The organism is Rossellomorea sp. NPDC071047 (assembly GCF_050270195.1).
In the GTDB taxonomy this organism is placed as follows: domain Bacteria; phylum Bacillota; class Bacilli; order Bacillales; family Bacillaceae_B; genus Rossellomorea.
In genome coordinates this window covers 167,035-185,298 of sequence record NZ_JBNNJT010000001.1, presented here as the reverse complement: position 1 = coordinate 185,298, position 18,264 = coordinate 167,035, and the positions used below count along the sequence as shown (strand labels likewise).

At 41.7% G+C, this 18,264-nt stretch carries 20 protein-coding genes and 1 other annotated feature; of the genes, 1 reads left to right on the top strand and 19 read right to left on the bottom strand.

Going from position 1 to position 18,264, the window contains the following annotated elements; all coding sequences use genetic code 11:
* Window positions 1-13 precede the first annotated feature (13 nt).
* A complete protein-coding gene (mtnN, locus tag ACQKFO_RS00890; protein WP_427596474.1) occupies window positions 14-706 on the bottom strand; it encodes a 5'-methylthioadenosine/S-adenosylhomocysteine nucleosidase in 693 nt (230 codons plus the stop codon).
* A gap of 15 nt (window positions 707-721) precedes the next feature.
* Window positions 722-1,360 (bottom strand): class I SAM-dependent methyltransferase, encoded by a 639-nt coding sequence (locus ACQKFO_RS00885; RefSeq protein WP_427596473.1) that lies wholly within the window; start codon window positions 1,358-1,360, stop codon window positions 722-724.
* A 196-nt stretch (window positions 1,361-1,556) separates the two neighbouring features.
* Between ACQKFO_RS00885 and ACQKFO_RS00880 the strand changes: the two genes are divergently transcribed.
* Window positions 1,557-1,763, top strand: coding sequence for a DUF2536 family protein (locus tag ACQKFO_RS00880; protein WP_427596472.1), 207 nt, complete (start codon window positions 1,557-1,559; stop codon window positions 1,761-1,763).
* 45 nt (window positions 1,764-1,808) lie between these two features.
* Here the strand turns inward: ACQKFO_RS00880 and ACQKFO_RS00875 are convergent, their stop codons facing one another.
* The 17 genes from ACQKFO_RS00875 to ACQKFO_RS00795 form a co-directional block, all read right to left on the bottom strand.
* The gene (locus ACQKFO_RS00875; protein WP_427596471.1) at window positions 1,809-2,507 is read right to left on the bottom strand and encodes a YrrS family protein; all 699 of its coding nucleotides are present in this window, start codon (window positions 2,505-2,507) and stop codon (window positions 1,809-1,811) included.
* Window positions 2,508-2,644: 137 nt separating this feature from the next.
* Window positions 2,645-4,402 (bottom strand): peptidoglycan D,D-transpeptidase FtsI family protein, encoded by a 1,758-nt coding sequence (locus tag ACQKFO_RS00870; protein WP_427596470.1) that lies wholly within the window; start codon window positions 4,400-4,402, stop codon window positions 2,645-2,647.
* A 97-nt stretch (window positions 4,403-4,499) separates the two neighbouring features.
* Window positions 4,500-4,976, bottom strand: coding sequence for a transcription elongation factor GreA (gene greA, locus ACQKFO_RS00865; RefSeq protein ID WP_148969762.1), 477 nt, complete (start codon window positions 4,974-4,976; stop codon window positions 4,500-4,502).
* A 178-nt stretch (window positions 4,977-5,154) separates the two neighbouring features.
* Window positions 5,155-5,790 carry a uridine kinase gene (gene udk / locus ACQKFO_RS00860; protein WP_148969763.1) on the bottom strand — a complete coding sequence of 212 codons (636 nt, stop codon included), beginning with the start codon at window positions 5,788-5,790 and terminating at the stop codon, window positions 5,155-5,157.
* 5 nt (window positions 5,791-5,795) lie between these two features.
* Entirely contained in the window at window positions 5,796-7,073 is a 1,278-nt protein-coding gene (locus ACQKFO_RS00855) for a peptidase U32 family protein (RefSeq protein ID WP_427596469.1), read from the bottom strand.
* A 37-nt stretch (window positions 7,074-7,110) separates the two neighbouring features.
* Complete coding sequence (locus ACQKFO_RS00850; RefSeq protein ID WP_427596468.1) at window positions 7,111-8,040, bottom strand: peptidase U32 family protein; 930 nt, start codon at window positions 8,038-8,040, stop codon at window positions 7,111-7,113.
* Window positions 8,037-8,684: an O-methyltransferase gene (locus ACQKFO_RS00845; protein WP_427596467.1), complete on the bottom strand. Its 648-nt coding sequence runs from the start codon at window positions 8,682-8,684 to the stop codon at window positions 8,037-8,039. Before ACQKFO_RS00845 ends, ACQKFO_RS00850 begins: the two co-directional genes overlap by 4 nt.
* A 199-nt stretch (window positions 8,685-8,883) precedes the next feature.
* The gene (mltG, locus tag ACQKFO_RS00840) at window positions 8,884-10,023 is read right to left on the bottom strand and encodes an endolytic transglycosylase MltG (protein WP_427597748.1); all 1,140 of its coding nucleotides are present in this window, start codon (window positions 10,021-10,023) and stop codon (window positions 8,884-8,886) included.
* 165 nt (window positions 10,024-10,188) lie between these two features.
* Entirely contained in the window at window positions 10,189-10,479 is a 291-nt protein-coding gene (locus ACQKFO_RS00835; protein WP_427596466.1) for a DUF1292 domain-containing protein, read from the bottom strand.
* A 14-nt stretch (window positions 10,480-10,493) separates the two neighbouring features.
* Complete coding sequence (gene ruvX, locus ACQKFO_RS00830; RefSeq protein ID WP_148969767.1) at window positions 10,494-10,910, bottom strand: Holliday junction resolvase RuvX; 417 nt, start codon at window positions 10,908-10,910, stop codon at window positions 10,494-10,496.
* Between the two features lie 3 nt (window positions 10,911-10,913).
* Window positions 10,914-11,180 carry an IreB family regulatory phosphoprotein gene (locus ACQKFO_RS00825; RefSeq protein ID WP_034757362.1) on the bottom strand — a complete coding sequence of 89 codons (267 nt, stop codon included), beginning with the start codon at window positions 11,178-11,180 and terminating at the stop codon, window positions 10,914-10,916.
* An 83-nt stretch (window positions 11,181-11,263) separates the two neighbouring features.
* Window positions 11,264-13,897, bottom strand: coding sequence for an alanine--tRNA ligase (alaS, locus tag ACQKFO_RS00820; protein WP_427596465.1), 2,634 nt, complete (start codon window positions 13,895-13,897; stop codon window positions 11,264-11,266).
* Between the two features lie 61 nt (window positions 13,898-13,958).
* Window positions 13,959-14,187 (bottom strand) — a binding site (T-box leader).
* 76 nt (window positions 14,188-14,263) lie between these two features.
* Window positions 14,264-15,343 carry an AI-2E family transporter gene (locus tag ACQKFO_RS00815; RefSeq protein ID WP_427596464.1) on the bottom strand — a complete coding sequence of 360 codons (1,080 nt, stop codon included), beginning with the start codon at window positions 15,341-15,343 and terminating at the stop codon, window positions 14,264-14,266.
* A gap of 102 nt (window positions 15,344-15,445) precedes the next feature.
* A complete protein-coding gene (locus ACQKFO_RS00810) occupies window positions 15,446-15,586 on the bottom strand; it encodes a YrzQ family protein (RefSeq protein WP_113971292.1) in 141 nt (46 codons plus the stop codon).
* Window positions 15,587-15,592: 6 nt separating this feature from the next.
* Window positions 15,593-15,778, bottom strand: a complete 186-nt coding sequence (locus tag ACQKFO_RS00805; protein WP_034757353.1) for a hypothetical protein — start codon at window positions 15,776-15,778, stop codon at window positions 15,593-15,595.
* 204 nt (window positions 15,779-15,982) lie between these two features.
* The gene (bioB, locus tag ACQKFO_RS00800; RefSeq protein ID WP_427596463.1) at window positions 15,983-16,984 is read right to left on the bottom strand and encodes a biotin synthase BioB; all 1,002 of its coding nucleotides are present in this window, start codon (window positions 16,982-16,984) and stop codon (window positions 15,983-15,985) included.
* Between the two features lie 17 nt (window positions 16,985-17,001).
* On the bottom strand, window positions 17,002-17,598 hold the full coding sequence (locus tag ACQKFO_RS00795) for a biotin transporter BioY (RefSeq protein ID WP_148995798.1): 597 nt from the start codon (window positions 17,596-17,598) through the stop codon (window positions 17,002-17,004).
* Window positions 17,599-18,264: the final 666 nt, after the last annotated feature.

Here is an 18,264-nt window from a genome sequence, read left to right as displayed (position 1 = left end):
TATTTTTCTCGTATTATACAGACTTTACAATGCTCATAACCATTTTGGCAGAGTGGAGGGCTGCCTTTTCTAAATATTGTTCGAAGGAAACATCTGATTCCTTGCCGGCAATATCAGAAAGAGATCGGATGATGACAAATGGTACGTTGAATTGATGAGCCACTTGCGCAATGGCGGCTGCTTCCATTTCAACTGCTTGTAAACCGATGAATTTGTCACGGATCGCTTCTACACGCTTAGGATCATTCATAAATGAATCTCCCGTGGCGATCAATCCTGACACCACTTGTGCATCTCCAAGTTCCTTCACGCTATCAATGGCTGTCTGCATTAATTTCTTGTCTGCTGTAAATGCGGCAGGAAGCTGTGGTACCTGTCCGTATTCATATCCAAAAGCCGTCACATCCACATCATGATGCCTTACTTCTGTTGAGATGACAACATCACCGACATCTAGCGAAGGATCGAATCCTCCGGCTGATCCTGTATTGATGATGCAATCCGGTTTAAAATGTTGCAGAAGAACGGCTGTTGACATCGCTGCATTCACCTTGCCGATTCCTGAGCGAAGTAAGATCACTTCTTTGTCTTTCATCATTCCACTTGTATATTCACACCCTGCGATTGTTTCCACTGTCGGGTTTAAAATATTTTCTCTAAGTAAGGCTACTTCTTCTTCCATTGCTCCAATGATGGCGATTTTCATTACTAAAACCTCTTTCTACTGTTTAGTCGCCTCCATAATCCACACAAAGGTATTAACTTGCTTAAATGTGACTGAAAACCCATTCTGGTCCAATAATTCCCTTAGAACACCCAAGGTAGTGTAATATTCCCGTTTTAAATCTTCAGCAAGGTTGTAATACTCTTTTTTGACTGCTTGGGATATGGCGGCTTGATAGTGCTGATCCGTTTCAAACATCGTATCGGCAAATACTATTTTACCACCATGTGCTAGGAGCTTTCCATATATGCGAAAAGCTTTTCCCTTTTCTTCATCTGTTAAGTGATGAAATGCATAGGAGCTCACGATGGAATCTGCCGTTCCCTCTAAAGAAAAGTCGAGAAAATCTCCATCCATGAACGTTACCTCTTTTCCAAGCTTCTGCATCCCAATGGCTCTCATTTCAGGGGAAGGTTCAAAAGGAACCACTTCAAGTCCTCCGTCCAATAATCTCCTGGTCAAGTTTCCTGTCCCCGGCCCAAATTCAACGACCCTTCCCTTTGACCGGGAAACCACTTCGTCAAGAATGGATTCATAGTGCTCGAAAACAGCTTGATATTCAACATCTTTCCCCGTTACTGTATCGTCATAAGAATCTGCCCAATCCTGGAACAAATCCAAAAATTCTCTACCCATGGTTAAGCACCTCAGCTACATTAAGTTTATAATCCCTATAAACATACTATGAATTAAAAATAAAACTGTTATTAAATTATCATATTCTTTGAATGAATTCAACAAATAATAATTGTAAAATCCTTTTTCCGACTCTAAAATAAGGGGGGGATATCCTGTCTGTAAGGAGTTCACAGTAATAGAGGAGGATAAACATATGAATATTTCATTTGACTTAATAGAAGATAAAGTGGAGTTTTTTGAAGCAGATAGCTTACGAACGTTGGAAAAGAAGGTAGATGAACAAATCCAGCATAATAAAGCGATCATGCTGAGCGTCCATCATGTAAATCATGCCGTTTCCATTGATGAAACTGGCAGAAGATTGTATAGTGCAGCTGTTCATTTTAAAGTGAAAAAATGATTCAAAAAAGGCTCTCCCAATGGGAAGAGCCTTTTTCATCATATATTAATCTTTATCATTTTCCACTAATTCCTGCACTTTGGTAGGCTGCCATCCTTTACCGTCCACCCATTGTAGATATACCCTGTAAGGCGTCTTTGTATCTTTAGCCGTCACGGTGGCCATGGACTTCTGAGGACCGCCATTCCCTTCCATCCACCAAACGGTCATGTTTTCTTCGGGAATGCCTGTTGCATAAGAAGTAGCCTTGATTTTTTCCTGCCAGTCTACGGTGCCTTCATCATATACAGACACGTGTTCACCGGTTTGCTCTGTTCCGATCGGCTTCCAGTTAGGGTGCACCATCGTTTTCTTCACATTGGGTTCGTCACTATCTTCCACTTTTAATTCGCTTTGTTCTTCACCCTCTAATGCGACAGTATCCTCTTCATCAGAAGCTTTGTCTTTTTGCTTTTCTTCATCGTTTTTCTTTTCTTCGTCCTTATTTTCTCCATTATCTTTTTCCTCAGATTTTTTATCCTCATCTAAAGAAACAGATTTATCGTCTTTTTCAGCATTCTTATTGCTAGAGCCTTTAGATTCTGTATCAGCAACGCCGGAAGATGCCTTCTCATCGCCGCCTCCCATCACTATTGTTGCTCCGACAACGACAATCAATAAAAGTACGACTGCAATCATTATGTTCAATATTTTATTAGAATTCTTCTTGGATCGTTTATCTAATCGAGATTGGTATTTCGCCATTACGTTCCCTCCCTATTATCCTAAACATTTTAACATGATTAGAGGAAAAGAATAAAGCGAAACATTATCCATCTCAGTTGGCTTTAATTACTTTCATAAGAAAGGGAAAAAGGTCGCAGGACCATTGTACATCAGGGCTAATTATTCTCAAGATTATATATGGCATCTACGCTATCTTTGAAAATCGGATAGATCCCTCCCTCATCGATCTTTACATCCATGTTGACGGCAACGAGGGAGTATTTGGGATTTTCAAAGGGAAAATATCCTGCAAACCATTTATTGTACAATTCATTTTCCTTCGTTTCTTCTCCCCGATAATTCCCTGTCTGGGCCGTTCCCGTTTTGCCGGCAATCGTGTAGGCAGCCGTTTGCAGGTATGGAGCTGTTCCTTCAGGGGAGTTCACCACTCCCCTTAAATACTGCTGAAGCTTCATGGCCGTAAATGGAGTGATCGTTTCACCCTCAGCCTCCTGTTTGGGGAAAGAAAACATCTTCGTTCCGTTTTGGTACTCGACTGCGGATACGGCACTAACCTGATATTTTCCCCCTCCCCTTGCGATGGTGGCCATCATATTGGCCATACCAAGGGGGGTGACACGAACTTCTTGTTGTCCAATGCCTGTTTGGGAAACAAGTTTTGGTTCTTTTCTGTGTTCTTCATTCGCGAAAATCCTTCCTTCACTCACCTGAAGCTGAGGAAAGCTTTCATAATGAAAGACGTTCCCTTTCCAGGCAATGTCTCCAAGCAAGCCGATCTTTTCAGCATATTCATCAAGAAGATTGGCATCTTTCTCCGTTAGTTCATTCGCCAGATCCGCAAACGTCCGGTTACAGCTGACCGCGATACTTGTCTTGATATTAATGTTTCCGTGGGGTTTTTCTGCAGGACCGCCTAGAATATCTTCATCACAAGCAAACAGCCTGCTTTCATCCACAATCCCTTCGTCCATGGCTGCAGCGGCGACAACGGTCTTAAACACGGAACCGGGGATCAACGCTTTCAGCATGTAATTCGTTGCCCCTCCACTAAACGGGTCACGGCTTTTCATGGAAGGTCTTGAAACACTTGCAACGATTTCACTTTTTTCAATATCAAGGAGCAGCAATCCTCCCTTTTGAATGTTATACGTATCGGCGACTTCTTCCAATGCTTTCTGCATCCCGGCATCGATTGTCGTTTTCACATTAAGAGGGTAGAAGGGATTGGCGGGGGCCAGATATTTCACGTCTACACCAAAGAGCGGACCTCCGATGGCATCCACATGATAGATCAGCTTTGCTTCTTCTTCAGCGACCAGCCACTCGTCAAAGCTTTCTTGAAGGCCGGACACGCCAATTTTCTGGTTCGCTCCTTTTACTTTATCCGGATAACGCTCATGAAACACCTCTGTATTTTCTCCTGTTACGCCGATCAACTGAGAAGCAGGGACTTCGGTGCTTTTGAACTTCTTAGTGAGTGCAAACACTCCCTGTATTTCAAGGGCATTAATGTCACTCATTTGACCTTCCGTCAGCTGTAAGGGTTCTTTTCCGCCAAAGATGATCGGTCCTTTCGCTTCCGCAAGCTTTGATAGGATTGTTTCAGGTGGTACATGGAGAACATCTGCCACTTTTTCTGCAGGCCAGTCCATTTTTTTCAAGAAAGGAAAAAGAACAAGAACATTTTTCTCCGTATACGTAAGTGGTTCCCCGTTCCGATCGAGAAATTCTCCCCGGCCTTCATCGATCACCAATTGCTGCGTTCGTTGAGAGACACTTTCTTCAAGAAGATTGATTTGATGTTTCGAATAGGATTCTGTTTGAAATAATTGCAATTGCATAAGTCTGGCTGATAGCGCAAAAAGAGCAAGTAATAAAAAGATACTGAGTAACCTGATTCGTTTTCGTTTCATTTTGTCACCTCGTCCCCATTGTTGACGAGTTTCGGATGAAATAATCTTTTTCAATGCATAAAAAAGAAGAGACTCCTAATGAGTCCCTTCTACATGATCAGCTTACTTCAACAATCTTCACATTCATTTCTCCACCTGGAGTTTGAACGCTTACCTTCGCCCCTACTTTATGACCTAGAAGGCTTTTCGCGATTGGTGAATCATTTGAAATTTTCCCCTCAAATGGATCCGCTTCTGCACTTCCAACGATTGTGTATGTTTCTTTGTCTCCGTCCGGCAGTTCAACGAACGTTACTTTTTTACCTAATTGTACTGTATCTGAGTTCATATCATCTTCTTGAATGATTTTCGCATTGCGAATCATGTTTTCTAATGTAGAAATACGACCTTCAACAAATGCTTGTTCATCTTTCGCTGCGTCGTACTCTGAGTTCTCGGATAAATCTCCAAAGCTGCGGGCGATTTTAATGCGCTCAACAACTTCTTTACGTTTAACCGTTTTCAAATTCTCCAATTCTTTTTCTAACTTCTCTTTACCTTCTGCTGTCATCGGAAATACTTTATCTGTACTCATGACCCTCTTCACTCCTTTTCTATCTAAGAGTTTCCCCATACTCTTTATGTAAATGTTCATTTGCAGGTTATGTAAAGGTAGGGAATGGAGAGAGAATTCATTCTCTCTCCATTCCCTGCTTCTTTACAATGTGGGAAAATGTAAAATCTACCTATATGTCTTTATCTATGCTATCGTATTACAAAAATGACTTTTGTTCAAGAATTGTTTGAATTTTTGTTACCATTAAATCGATTGCCACGTGATTATGCCCGCCTTCAGGAATGATCACATCAGCATATCGCTTTGTTGGTTCAATGAATTGATTATGCATAGGACGAACGACTGTGATGTATTGATCGATGACTGAATCGATAGAACGGCCGCGCTCTTTAATATCGCGAAGCATTCTTCTGATGATGCGAAGATCGGCATCTGTATCTACATATAGCTTAATATCCATTAAGTTACGCAATCTTTCATCTTCTAATACTAAAATTCCTTCTAAAATAATAACATCTTTCGGTTCAACGAGAATGGTATCCTCTGAACGGGTGTGCATTTTATAATCATAGACCGGTTTATTTACGGGCTGATGATCAATTAGACCGTTCAAATGTTGAATTAATAAATCATTATCAAATGCCAATGGATGATCATAATTCGTTTTAAGACGTTCCTCAAAAGGTAGATTCGATTGATCTTTATAATAATAATCCTGCTGCAGCATTAAAATCGAATGACCTTGAAATTGTTCATATATGGCTTTGGTAACACTTGTTTTACCTGAGCCGGATCCTCCTGCTACACCAATCACAACGGGTTTATGCTTCATAAGTATTAGGTGTTCTCCTTTCGCATCATGTTATCAGGATATACTCTCTGATGAACCTTGAATTTCACAATTTGTAATGGGTGACGTGCAACATCAAGCTCATTTCCTTTTTCATCCCACATCTTCTCGACAACTTGTGTAAAGTTGGAGATTTCAGGACCGAAAAATTCTACTTCCTGTCCTATTTTAAAATAGTTTCTCTGTTGCAGAGTGACGATTTGAGTTTCTACGTCGTAATCTAGCACAAGTCCGACAAATTCATAATTTGTGTTTTTCTTATTATGAACTCCAAACATTTGCTCCTTGAAGCCTGGAACTCCCTCAAAAAACGCTGGAGCTGTTTCACGATTTGCACATTTATCTAGCTCTTTCAGCCATTCTTCTTGAATCGTAAAGTTATCGGGATCTTTACAGTACTCGTCAATCACTTTACGGTATACACTTACGACAGTGGCTACGTAGTGAATGGATTTCATGCGTCCCTCGATTTTTAAGCTGTCAATGCCCAATTCAATCATTCTCGGTATCGATTCAACCAGCTTTAAATCTTTAGGGCTCATGGCAAATGGTGCATCACCATCGCCGTAAAGAGGATTTTCATTTTCTCCGTCGACTTCATATAAATCGTAATCCCAACGGCATGATTGACAGCAACCGCCACGATTTGAGTCACGGGCCGTCATATGGTTACTTAAAGTACATCTGCCGGAATAGGCAATACACATGGCACCATGGATAAAGGTCTCGATTTCAATATCTATCTTTTCTTTCATTTCACGGATTTCGTCGCCGCTTGCTTCACGTGCCAATACCACTCGATCAAGTCCTTCTTCCTTCCAGAACTGGACTGCTTTCCAGTTTGAAAGGGACTGCTGGGTGCTTAAATGCACTTCCACATTTGGTGCGACTCTTCTGCATGTTTCTATGATGAGTGGATCAGCGACAATAATCCCCGCGACTCCCGCCTCCTGAAGCCCACGTAAGTAGTCTTCCAGGCCATCCATATTCTCATTATGGGCATAGATGTTGGTTGTTACATAAATCTTTGCTCCATAACCTCTCGCAAAATCCACGCCCTCTTTCATTTGTTCGAAGGTGAAATTCCCGGCGTTTGAGCGCAGACCATATTCCTGTCCGCCAATATAAACTGCATCTGCACCGTAATGGACAGCTATCTTCAATTTCTCCAGATTACCGGCAGGAGCCAGTAACTCAGGTTTCTTCACAATGACACGTCTTCCATCTACAATCTTGGATATTGGTTTTTTTACAACCGTGGCCATCGTAACTCCTCCGTTCTAATCAATCTTCATTTCGTTCTTAATACACTGTTTCTTTAAAGAAAAATCCAGTATCCAATGGACGATTTTCTGGTTGCAAGCTTTTCGCTTCTTCCAAAAATCCGTCTTTTTGCTCGTCATATTGATCTTCGTCTTCTATACATAGATCAATGGCTTTTCGATATAGTTTCGTCACCCCAAGTATATATTCTGATGATTTCAGGACACCATCGATTTTGAAGGAATCAATGCCTGCCTCGATCATCTCACCCAGTTCATCGACAATACACATATCATTCGGACTCATAATATGAGTGCCATTCTCATCTTCATAGATTGGGTATTTATTATGACGTTCTTCATCGTGCAGGAACATATTACGTTGTTCTTTACGGTTTTCAATCTCCATCGCCTTTCCTCTATACTCAAAATAGTTTCCAAGTAAAGAGCGTTTTGATTGAAACATGCAGGTCATTCCGTGGACCTGGACCTCGATTTCTACTTCTGCATTCTCTTTCATCTCCACAATGGTATCCATGCTTAACTCCCTGGCCAGAACAGCGCGTTTCGCCCCTTTTCTGCCCCAATAATTACATGTATACCAATTGGTGGCGGTCGTTTCCGTGTTCCAATGAAGAGACATATCCGGTGCCACTTCTCGGGCAGCCATCAACACAGCAGGATCCCCGAACACAATCGCATCCGCGCCGGCTTCTTGAAGAAATGCAATATAGTCGTCAAGTTCAGATATTTTATCATTATGGAAAAGGGCGTTCATGGCTATATACACTTTTTTACCGTGTTTGTGTGCCACTTTGATCGTTTCTGCTACATCTTCTCTTGAAAACTCGCCAGCAAGCCTTAAGCCATATCTTTGCTCGCCAATCATAAACGCATCCGCTCCCGCCAACGCTAACGGTTCAATATCAGAAACAGAGACAGGGGTCACAAGTAATTCTGGTTTTTTCATGAGCGATCACCTCTTTTTTTACTGATGGCAATGCCGTCTCCAACGGGTAAAATACTCGTATCAAATTGCCCATGACTCATGAGCCACTCGTTATAATTCCTTAATTTTTTGACCATGTTCCGGATTCTTTTCTGTTCTACCTCTTCTTGGGCGACAAGTCCCTTGAACAAGACATTATCCGAGTAGACGACCCCTTCCTCTGAAAGCATTTCTGAGTATAGTTCAAAGAATTTAAGGTATTGTCCCTTGGCGGCATCTATAAATATGGCATCAAAAGGACCGTGCTTTTCGACTTCTTCGCCGAGCTCCAAGGCATCACCGAATAAAGTTACGACCCTCTTTCCCATCTCAGAACGGGAGAGAAAGCCCTGCGCTGCATCAAACCTTTCTTCGTCACGTTCAAGTGTAACGATTGTCGAGTTAGGAAGAGCCTCCGCCATTCTGAGAGCGGAATATCCAATGGCAGTCCCAATTTCCAAGATACGTTTCGGTTGTTGTATACGTAACATCCCCAGCAATGCTTCAATCCCTACCAGCTCCATAATCGGAACGTTATGAGCTTCTGCATATTGCTCCATCTCAGCAAGTAACGGGGGACGTTCTTTCACGATTGATTCTATATAGTGAATAACCTGTTCATTCATAAATAAGCCTCACGATCATGTTCATAAGTGGTCCCGGGTAACGATCCATTCTCAGACAACATGAAAAGAAGAAAGCTACAATGAGCTTTCTACTTCACACACATCTTCATAAAGATATCGCCCGTATATAAAAATAACTTGTACTATTTTATCACATAGAGAAGAGGAAAGCGAATATTTCTTTCCTCTTCTAACCGCGTTATTCTTCTTTGTTTGTAATGTACTTCGCCTTTTTCTCGTTATGTTCTTCTAATGTTTCAGAATAATAGACGGATCCATTGGCAGAAGCCAGGAAATAGTAATACTCTGTATCCTCCGGTTCCAAAGCCGCTTCAATCGAAGACACCCCTGCATTCGCGATCGGACCTGGCGGTAAACCCTTCACTTTATAAGTGTTATAAGGTGAATCCACTTCAAGATCTTTGTAGACGGTTCTTTTTTTATGTTTACCTAATGCATAAAGCACTGTCGGATCGGTTTGAAGAGGCATACCTTCCTCAATACGATTATAGAAGACACTTGAGATTTTTCCTCTGTCTGCTTTTTCTGTTGCTTCTTCTTCAATGAGGGAAGATAACGTAAGAAGCTCATGGGCCGTGTATTCCCTATCTGCCATCGCTCCTTCATATTGAGCGAGTACTTCGTTCGTTTGTGCAATCATCTTCGTTAAAATCGCTTCTAAAGAAGGCTTTTTCTCATAGAAAGGGTACGTCGCAGGATATAGATATCCTTCCAAAGGACGTTTGATTTCTTTATTTAATATTTCATCAGTTATCAATGCCGGATATTCCTGTTTTAATTGCTCGAGCCATTTCTTATCATTTAATTTATCTACAATTTCTTCTTTTTTGTATGGCGACTTATCAGCAATAAGCTCAGCGATTTGATCTAATTGCAGTCCCTCAGGTATGGTAATCTTAAATTCTGCTTTTCTCATTACCTTACCTGTTTTTAAGCTATTAACAATTTCATTTAATGTCATGGAAGGTGTCAAGTCATAAGAACCTGCTTGAAAACCGGATTCATTGTTAAATTTCACATAGTATTTAAAAATTGTAGAATTCTTAACGATTCCTTCATCCTCCAGAATGTTCCCGATGGATGTCACTCCAGAGCCTATAGGTATTTCGACTTTCACTGGTTTCGTATTGTCCGGATCGACGGGTTTTAATGCTGAATTCACGTAAAGGTACCCACCAATGGCCGTTCCTCCAATAATGATGACAAGACAAAGAATGACAAGTCCTACTATTTTTCTAATGACCTTTGCCTCCTCTTGTCTTTCCAGCAATTTTTTCATAAGTGTCTCTTTTATATTTTTGTTCTTTTCCAAAGCTATATTTCCCCCTTTCGAGCAAAAAAGCGGGATATCCGTTAAAGGTAATTCGACATCATCTCCACTATTATACAATATTTTGCACAAAGTGAAACAGGGACCTGCAAAAAGGTGAATTTTTTGTCCCTTTTTGCGGTCCCTGTTTCTTATGAAACTATAGCTTATTGCTTATTCTGCGTCTTCTTCTTCGTCTAAGAAAGTGTTTAACATTTCTTCGATCATGTCCCACTCATCTTCAGTTTCAATCGGCTTTAATTCGCCTTCTTGACCTTCGTCTCCAGGAAGGAATGCAGAAGCATGAATTTCAATTTCTTCTTCGTCGTTCTCATCTGCTCCCAGTGGATAGTAAAGGACATATGATTTATTGAATTTATCTGATTCAAACGTGAAAAGAACCTCGCATAATTGTTCATTTCCTTGTTCGTCAACTACTGTAATTTGTTTTTCTCCGTGTTCCATGAACATTCACCTCATTATTTTTGGCTGTCAAGATATCCTTGGAGGATCATCATTGCCGCCATTTTATCAATTACTTTCTTACGTTTCTTCCTACTTACATCGGCTTCTAAAAGGACTCGTTCCGCAGCCATTGTACTCAGTCGTTCATCCCAGTACTTAACGGGAAGGGATAACTCTTGCTGAATTAATTCTCCATAAGCTTTAGACGCTTCTCCCCGGGGACCAATTGAGTTGTTCATGTTTTTAGGCAATCCGACTACAACTGTATCCACCTGGTACTCTTCGGCAAGTTCCTTTAATCTGTCGATCCGGAACACACCTTGATCTTCGTCGATCTTAATCGTTTCAATTCCTTGAGCGGTCCAACCAAGCTCATCGCTAATTGCGACTCCCACTGTCTTAGAGCCGACGTCTAAACCCATTACACGCATGTATTATCCCTCTTTGTGCTGTTTCAAATACGATTTGACTAATTCTTCGATGATCTCATCACGTTCTAAACGGCGGATGATATTTCTGGCATCTTGATGTCTAGGAATGTAAGCAGGATCTCCAGATAATAAGTACCCTACGATTTGATTGATCGGGTTGTATCCTTTTTCTTGAAGAGCATCATGAACCTGCAGGAGTACTTCCTTCACGTCATGTTCGAACGGCTCCTCTGAAAAATCAAATCGCATCGTTTTGTCAAAAGAACTCATTTTTAGCACCTCTCTTTAGGCTTGTCTTTTTGACAACCGAATTGTTAATCGTTACCTACATTGTACACCACTTTAACACGGAGTTAAATGGATTTGACCCATTCTTCTACAATTTGCAGGGCTTCTTCTACTTTTTCCGGGTGTTTACCCCCGGCTTGAGCCATGTCCGGACGGCCACCGCCTCCTCCACCACAGCGTGAAGCCACTTCTTTAACAAGTTTTCCAGCATGATATCCTTTTTCGACTAAGTCCTTCGTAACTCCTGCAATGATCGTAACTTTGTCGTCTCCAGTTGTTGCCAACACAATAACCCCGGAGCCCAATTTCAGTTTAAGATCATCCATCATTGTACGTAATCCATTGCTATCTCCAGCAGCCACTTTCGCGGAAAGAACATTCACCCCGTCAATGACTTTGACTTGATCCGTTAAGCTACCTGCTTCTATGTTAGACAACTTTGCGGATAATGATTCATTTTCTCTCTGAAGCTCTTTCATTTCTACTAATAAAGAGTCCACCCGGTTGACGACTTCTTTAGGGTTCGCTTTAAGTTTGCCTGCTACTTCTTTCAGTTGAGAAACTTGATCATTCAACACTTTATAAGCATTCTCTGCTGTAACAGCTTCAATCCTTCTTGTGCCTGCTCCGATTCCACTTTCAGAAAGGATCTTAAATAACCCGATTTCAGACGTGTTCGATACATGACAGCCACCACAAAGTTCTAAGCTATATTCTCCAATCGATACGACGCGGACTTCTTCGCCGTATTTTTCTCCGAATAGAGCCATCGCCCCCATCGCTTTTGCCTCTGATAATGATTTAAGGGCTGTGTTCACTGAAATAGCCTTCCAGACCTTCTCATTGACGATGGTTTCGATTCGCTCAATCTCTTCCTGGGAAACAGAACCGAAATGAGAGAAGTCGAATCGGAGGCGATCTGGTTCTACTAAGGAACCTGCCTGGTTTACATGATCTCCAAGAACATCTTTCAATGCCTGATGAAGGATGTGAGTAGCTGTGTGATTTTTCTCGACTCTTGTTCTGGATTCACGGGATACTTTAGCAAGCACCTGTGCATGTTGCTCTATTGTACCTTCTTCAACGATGGCAGAGTGGAGGTTTTGGCCATTAGGCGCTTTCTTGACGTTTGTCACCAAAACTTTCACACCCATAGCTTCAATGTATCCTTTATCTCCGATTTGTCCGCCGCTCTCTGCGTAGAAAGGTGTCTGGTCGAGGATGAATTGACATTCCTGTCCTTTATCAACTTTCGGTTGGCGCTCATTGTCAACCAACAGTTCAAGAATAGTAGCAGTCGTTTCTAAGGTATCATACCCTACAAAGCGACTTTCTACCGTGATGTCACTAAGGACTCCACCCTGCACCTGCATGCTTCCTACATCCTGGCGAGCCGATCTCGCTCTTTCACGCTGAGCTTCCATCTCTTTCTCAAAACCATCATGATCAACTGTTAATCCCTCTTCTTCTGCATATTCTTCCGTTAATTCAACCGGGAATCCGTACGTATCATACAAACGGAAGACATCCTCACCAGGAACGATCTTGTTACCTGCAGATTTTTGTACCTTGATGATGGAAGAAAGAATAGCAAGCCCCTCGTTCAATGTTTCGTGGAAGCGATCTTCTTCATTTTTCACTACTTTTTGGATGAATTCCGCTTTTTGCTTCACTTCCGGATAGAAATCCACCATGATTTCAGAAACAACCGGAACCAACTCATACATGAATGGACGGTTGATTTCAATTTGTTTCGCAAATCGAACCGCACGGCGAAGCAATCTTCTTAATACATAGCCGCGGCCTTCATTGGATGGAAGAGCTCCGTCACCGATCGCAAAGGAAACCGTTCTGATATGATCAGCGATGACCTTGAACGCTACGTCGATTTCACTGTCCTTGCCGTATGACTTACCGGAAATTTCTTCAGTAGCAGAAATGATCGGCATAAATAAATCAGTATCAAAGTTTGTAGGTACTTCCTGAACCACACATGCCATACGTTCAAGTCCCATACCGGTATCAATATTCTTCTTAGGGAGTGGAGTGTACGTTCCGTCAGGGTTATGGTTGAATTGTGAGAACACGAGATTCCATACCTCAAGGTAACGATCATTCTCCCCACCCGGATATAATTCAGGGTCTTCAGGATTGTCCCCATATTCCGACCCGCGATCGTAGAAGATTTCTGTATTCGGGCCACTTGGACCTTCCCCGATATCCCAGAAGTTCCCTTCAATGCGGATGATTCGTTCAGCTGGTACGCCTACTTTTTTGTTCCAGATGTCAAATGCTTCATGATCTTCAGGGTGAATGGTAACCGAAAGCTTTTCGGGATCAAAACCGATCCATTTCGCGTCAGTCAAAAATTCCCAAGCCCATTCAATTGCTTCTACTTTAAAATATTCTCCGATCGAGAAGTTTCCAAGCATTTCGAAAAACGTGTGATGGCGTGCTGTTTTCCCTACATTTTCAATATCATTAGTACGAATCGACTTTTGGGCATTCACGATCCTTGGATTTTGAGGGATGACACGTCCATCAAAATATTTCTTTAATGTCGCTACCCCACTATTGATCCATAAAAGGGACGGATCCTCATGCGGAACCAATGATGCACTTGGTTCCACCCCGTGTCCTTTTTCCTGAAAGAAATCTAAAAACTTCTGACGAATTTCTGCGCCTGTTAATTTGTTCATTTCAAGCTTCCTCCTTTATATGTATGGTTAAAAAAGAATACAAAAAAGCCCTCATCCCTAAAACAGGGACGAGAGCTGTTTCTCGCGGTACCACCCTGGTTATGAATAAAGGAAAGCCCTTCCGCTTTTCTTATATTCATCCCTCAAAACACCTTAACGCGGATAGACGGCAGGCTTTACCTGCACTCAGGATTAGCATTCGGTTATCCTTCATCTAAAATCCCTTACAGCCTGGGGGATTCCTCTCTGGTAGATGGGCTATAACGTACTCGATCCTTCATTGCTTTCATTTTATACGAATACTTGTATATGTTGGATTATAGAAATATTCACTGTATTTGTCAATGTTGATTCTTATTTTTCTAGTCAATCTTCACCATTTGCATGAATGAAATGGGTTCGTCCATGTAATATCGCTACTTTTACCACCGCTAAAAAAGGTACTGCAACAATCATGCCGATCACACCCCCTACCTCACCACCAAGGATAAGGGCACCCATAATAAACAGTGGATGCATATGTAGGCTTTTTCCGACAATGAGGGGCGATAAGATATTCCCCTCAAAGAATTGGAGAACTATGACCATGATGACGACATATATCATCATATTGACTGAAATCGTACTGGCCACAATGGCAGCAGGAACGGCTCCGATAATCGGTCCGAAATAGGGTATTACATTGGTTACTCCAATGATCAACCCGAGGATCAAGGGATACTTCATACCGATCAACCAGAGTGTTAATGCTGAAAGTCCCCCTATGATCAAACAAACTAAAAGCTGTCCCCGGATATAGCCTCCCAGCGATTCATCCACATCCCTTGAAAAAGAGATTGCGCTATCCCTCCATTTTTTAGGAGTAAGCTGCCACAGGAATTTTTTCACTTTCGTAATATCCTTTAATAAATAAAAGGATACGAAGGGAATGATCGCAACAAGCAGCAAGCTGTTCATAAACTTCATCACAGTGGCCAGAACGACTGCGACAAGCCCCGTCAACCAGGCTTCGATCCCGTCGATTCTTTCCTCTAATTGAGATTGTATTCCGTCAGGCCAAGTGGAGGTCTCGCTTTGCACATAGTCCAGCCACCTCTGGTATTGTTTTGTAAAAAGTGGCGCATTCTCTGATAAATCTTTCAGCTGATGTATGATGATTGGAGTCCCCTTATAGACCGCATACCCTAATCCTCCGAAGAAAAGGATGTAGATGAGCATGATCGCTATCCCTCTATGAATGCCCGCCTCATGGATTTTTTCTACTATTGGATGAAGCAAATAGGCAATGAATCCCCCTATCAAAAAGGGAAGGAGCGAAAAGAACAATACTTCCAGGACCGGATGCCATACAGGCTTTAATAAGTAGAGAATATATAGGAATATAGCAAGAATAAGAGCTATTGAAAGTCGGTACAACCATTTGGCATAGGGTTTCTTTTCCATCATCAACACTCCCTTCTCTTCTATATTGTTGGAAGATAGAAGGGTATTTTATTCATTTAGGTATAACATAAAAAAAGACTGACCCGAAAGTCAGCCTTTTAGCTGTTAAAAAAGTTTCTTTACTTGTTTACGAATTCGTTTCATTTGTCTTTGGTTCATCATATTGGATCTTTGTGAATAGATAGAAGCAGCGATTCCTGCTCCAAAACCAACGATGGATGCAAATGTTTTGTTCAAGAAAGACACCTCTTCCTAGCTTAGTCGGCGTTCTTCCTCATCAAACAAGTCGTCTAAGGAGCTCAGTGATCCATCCTCTTCCACTTGATGAGTATGAATGACTCCCTTTGACAAGGAAAGCTCTATATAGCAACCCCAACAATAATATTGGTTGATGCCGATCTTTCCGATATCTTTGCTCTGACAATTTGGACACTTCATCGGTAAGGTTCACCTCTATTACACCAAACCTGGTGTGTATTCCCTACCATCATGACCAATCAGAGCTCATTTTATACTTGTTCAATGAGAATATCCGCTAAAAACGATGTTAGATCACCGTTCTTATATAGTGTGGGATATTTTCTTGATTTCATAAGGAGTAACCTTTTCCAAAGCACCCACCTAAATTTATTTATTCAATTTTCATGATGTTGCCTGCTCACTTACTTCCTTCACATAATCAACCTCAAACCCAAGATCTTCAAGCATCTGGTGATCGGCTGTCCCTTCCTGGCCGGCTGTCGTTAAGTAATCGCCAACAAAAATCGAGTTGGCCGGATAAAGTCCCAGTGGTTGTAAACTGCGAAGATTCACTTCCCGCCCACCTGAAATTCGAATCTCTTTTGTCGGGTTGATGAAACGCATTAAACAAAGGACCTTCAAACAATATCTCGGATCGAGGTCGTTTGTCCCTTCAAGAGGGGTACCATCTATAGCATGTAAAAAGTTCACGGGAATGGAGTCGGCATCAAGCACCTTTAAACTGCGGGACATATCAACCACATCCTGCAATGTCTCTTTCATGCCGACAATGATTCCGGAACAGGGAGAAATCCCTTGTGCTTTCGCTTGTTCAACGGTATTCACCCTGTCTTCATATGTATGGGAAGTGGTGATGTTTTCATGATGATTCTCTGAAGTATTGATGTTATGGTTATAACGGTCCACCCCTGCTTCCTTTAACCGTTTCGCCTGATCGTCTTTTAATAACCCTAAACACGCACATACTTTTAAGTTATACTGCTCTTTGATTTCCTTTACTGCCGAAACCACATGATCGACTTCACGATTGCTCGGGCCCCTTCCACTTGCCACAATGCAATATGTTCCCACATTTAGCTGGTGAGCATTTTCAGCTCCTTTTAGAATTGTCTCTTTATCCACCATGCGGTATTTCTCAATCGGAGCATTTGAAACAATGGACTGTGAACAATAGCCGCAGTTTTCAGGGCATAAACCCGATTTCGTATTGATGATCATATTCAATTTCACTTTGTTCCCATAATAATGTTTTCGAATCAGGTAAGCGCTATGCAATAATTCCAGAAGCTCATCATCCGGACTTTGTAAAATCGATAAAGCCTCTTCATTTTTGATTTCCTCTCCGTCGATCACTCCAAGTGCCAGTTCCTTCCACGTTTTCATGTGAAATTCCTCCCCTTTTATGCCGCTCTTTTTATATTTTTAAATGTACTCTTTGATAAGACCGATTTCTCCAGGCGATGAGCCATAATTCCAGCACACACGGCTAATATGATATCCTTCGGTAGAGGGACCACCATCCAGGCCCATGCAAGTTTATAAGTAAACCCTTCAGGAGCTGCAGCCCATAGCTTGTATGCAGCATACATCCAGTTCGTTCCCACCACATAATTGACAGTCATCCCGACTAGTGCGGCGAAAATGTAGACCTTGATTCCTTTATGTTTTTCTACGATTTTACCTGTAATGTAAGCTGTGAAAATAAACGAAACGATAAATCCGAATGTCGGACTCACAATAGAAGATAACCCTGCTCCAAATCGTGCAAAGACAGGAACACCCACTAATCCTACCAGCGCGTACACTGTCATGGAAATCGCCCCGACCCTGCTTCCAAGGATCGCTCCTGCTAAAATGGCGAAGAACGTTTGTAACGTAATGGGTACACCGCCCACTACCATAAAAGGTACGAATGTGGTGATGTTGGCACCTATCGCCATAAGAGCAACAAACATCCCTGCCAGTGTAAGATCGATTGTCCTTAATTTTCTGTTCATCTGTCTTCCCCCATCTGTCTTTTTTCTACAAGATAAGGATATCCCTTTCCTTGAATATATGTCAACTTAATTTATTTTTACGTTAACAATTATTGTTATCAATAGGCTCATCGCAATGATTGCTTATATTTATAAACTGAAGATCTGCTTAGGCTCTGTCCATTAGTGTGTGCTGGATGGTGAGGGGAACCGCTTCGCTTTCCGCGGACGTTCGGCCGAGCCTCCTCAGCTTCGCTTCCGGGGTCTCGGCACGCCCGTACTTCCGCAGGAGTCTACGCAGTTCCCCTCACCATCTATAAGAAATTCGCCTGACAGAGATTTAAAAGTGACAAAAACAAACTATAGAAAACAGAATTTCAGTACACTATTGAAGATCGACCACTACTCTTCACTAAAGGTTATTTACCGCGGAGCAAAAAAGATTATCTACAGAAAAGAGTGATTTTCGAACTATTTTTTGTCATTCAAGGAACAGATATAGCTATTTATGCAGTAAACATTTGCTACCAAATATAGACCAAATGAATTGTCTGACCCATTTGAAAGTTAGTTCAATATGCTTTTCCTAATTATGAGTTAACACTCATTTTTTTGTACTCTTTCGTAGAAAATTTGTTTATCTATACATACAAGCAGAAACAAGGTAGTAGCACAGAGTGGATTGCA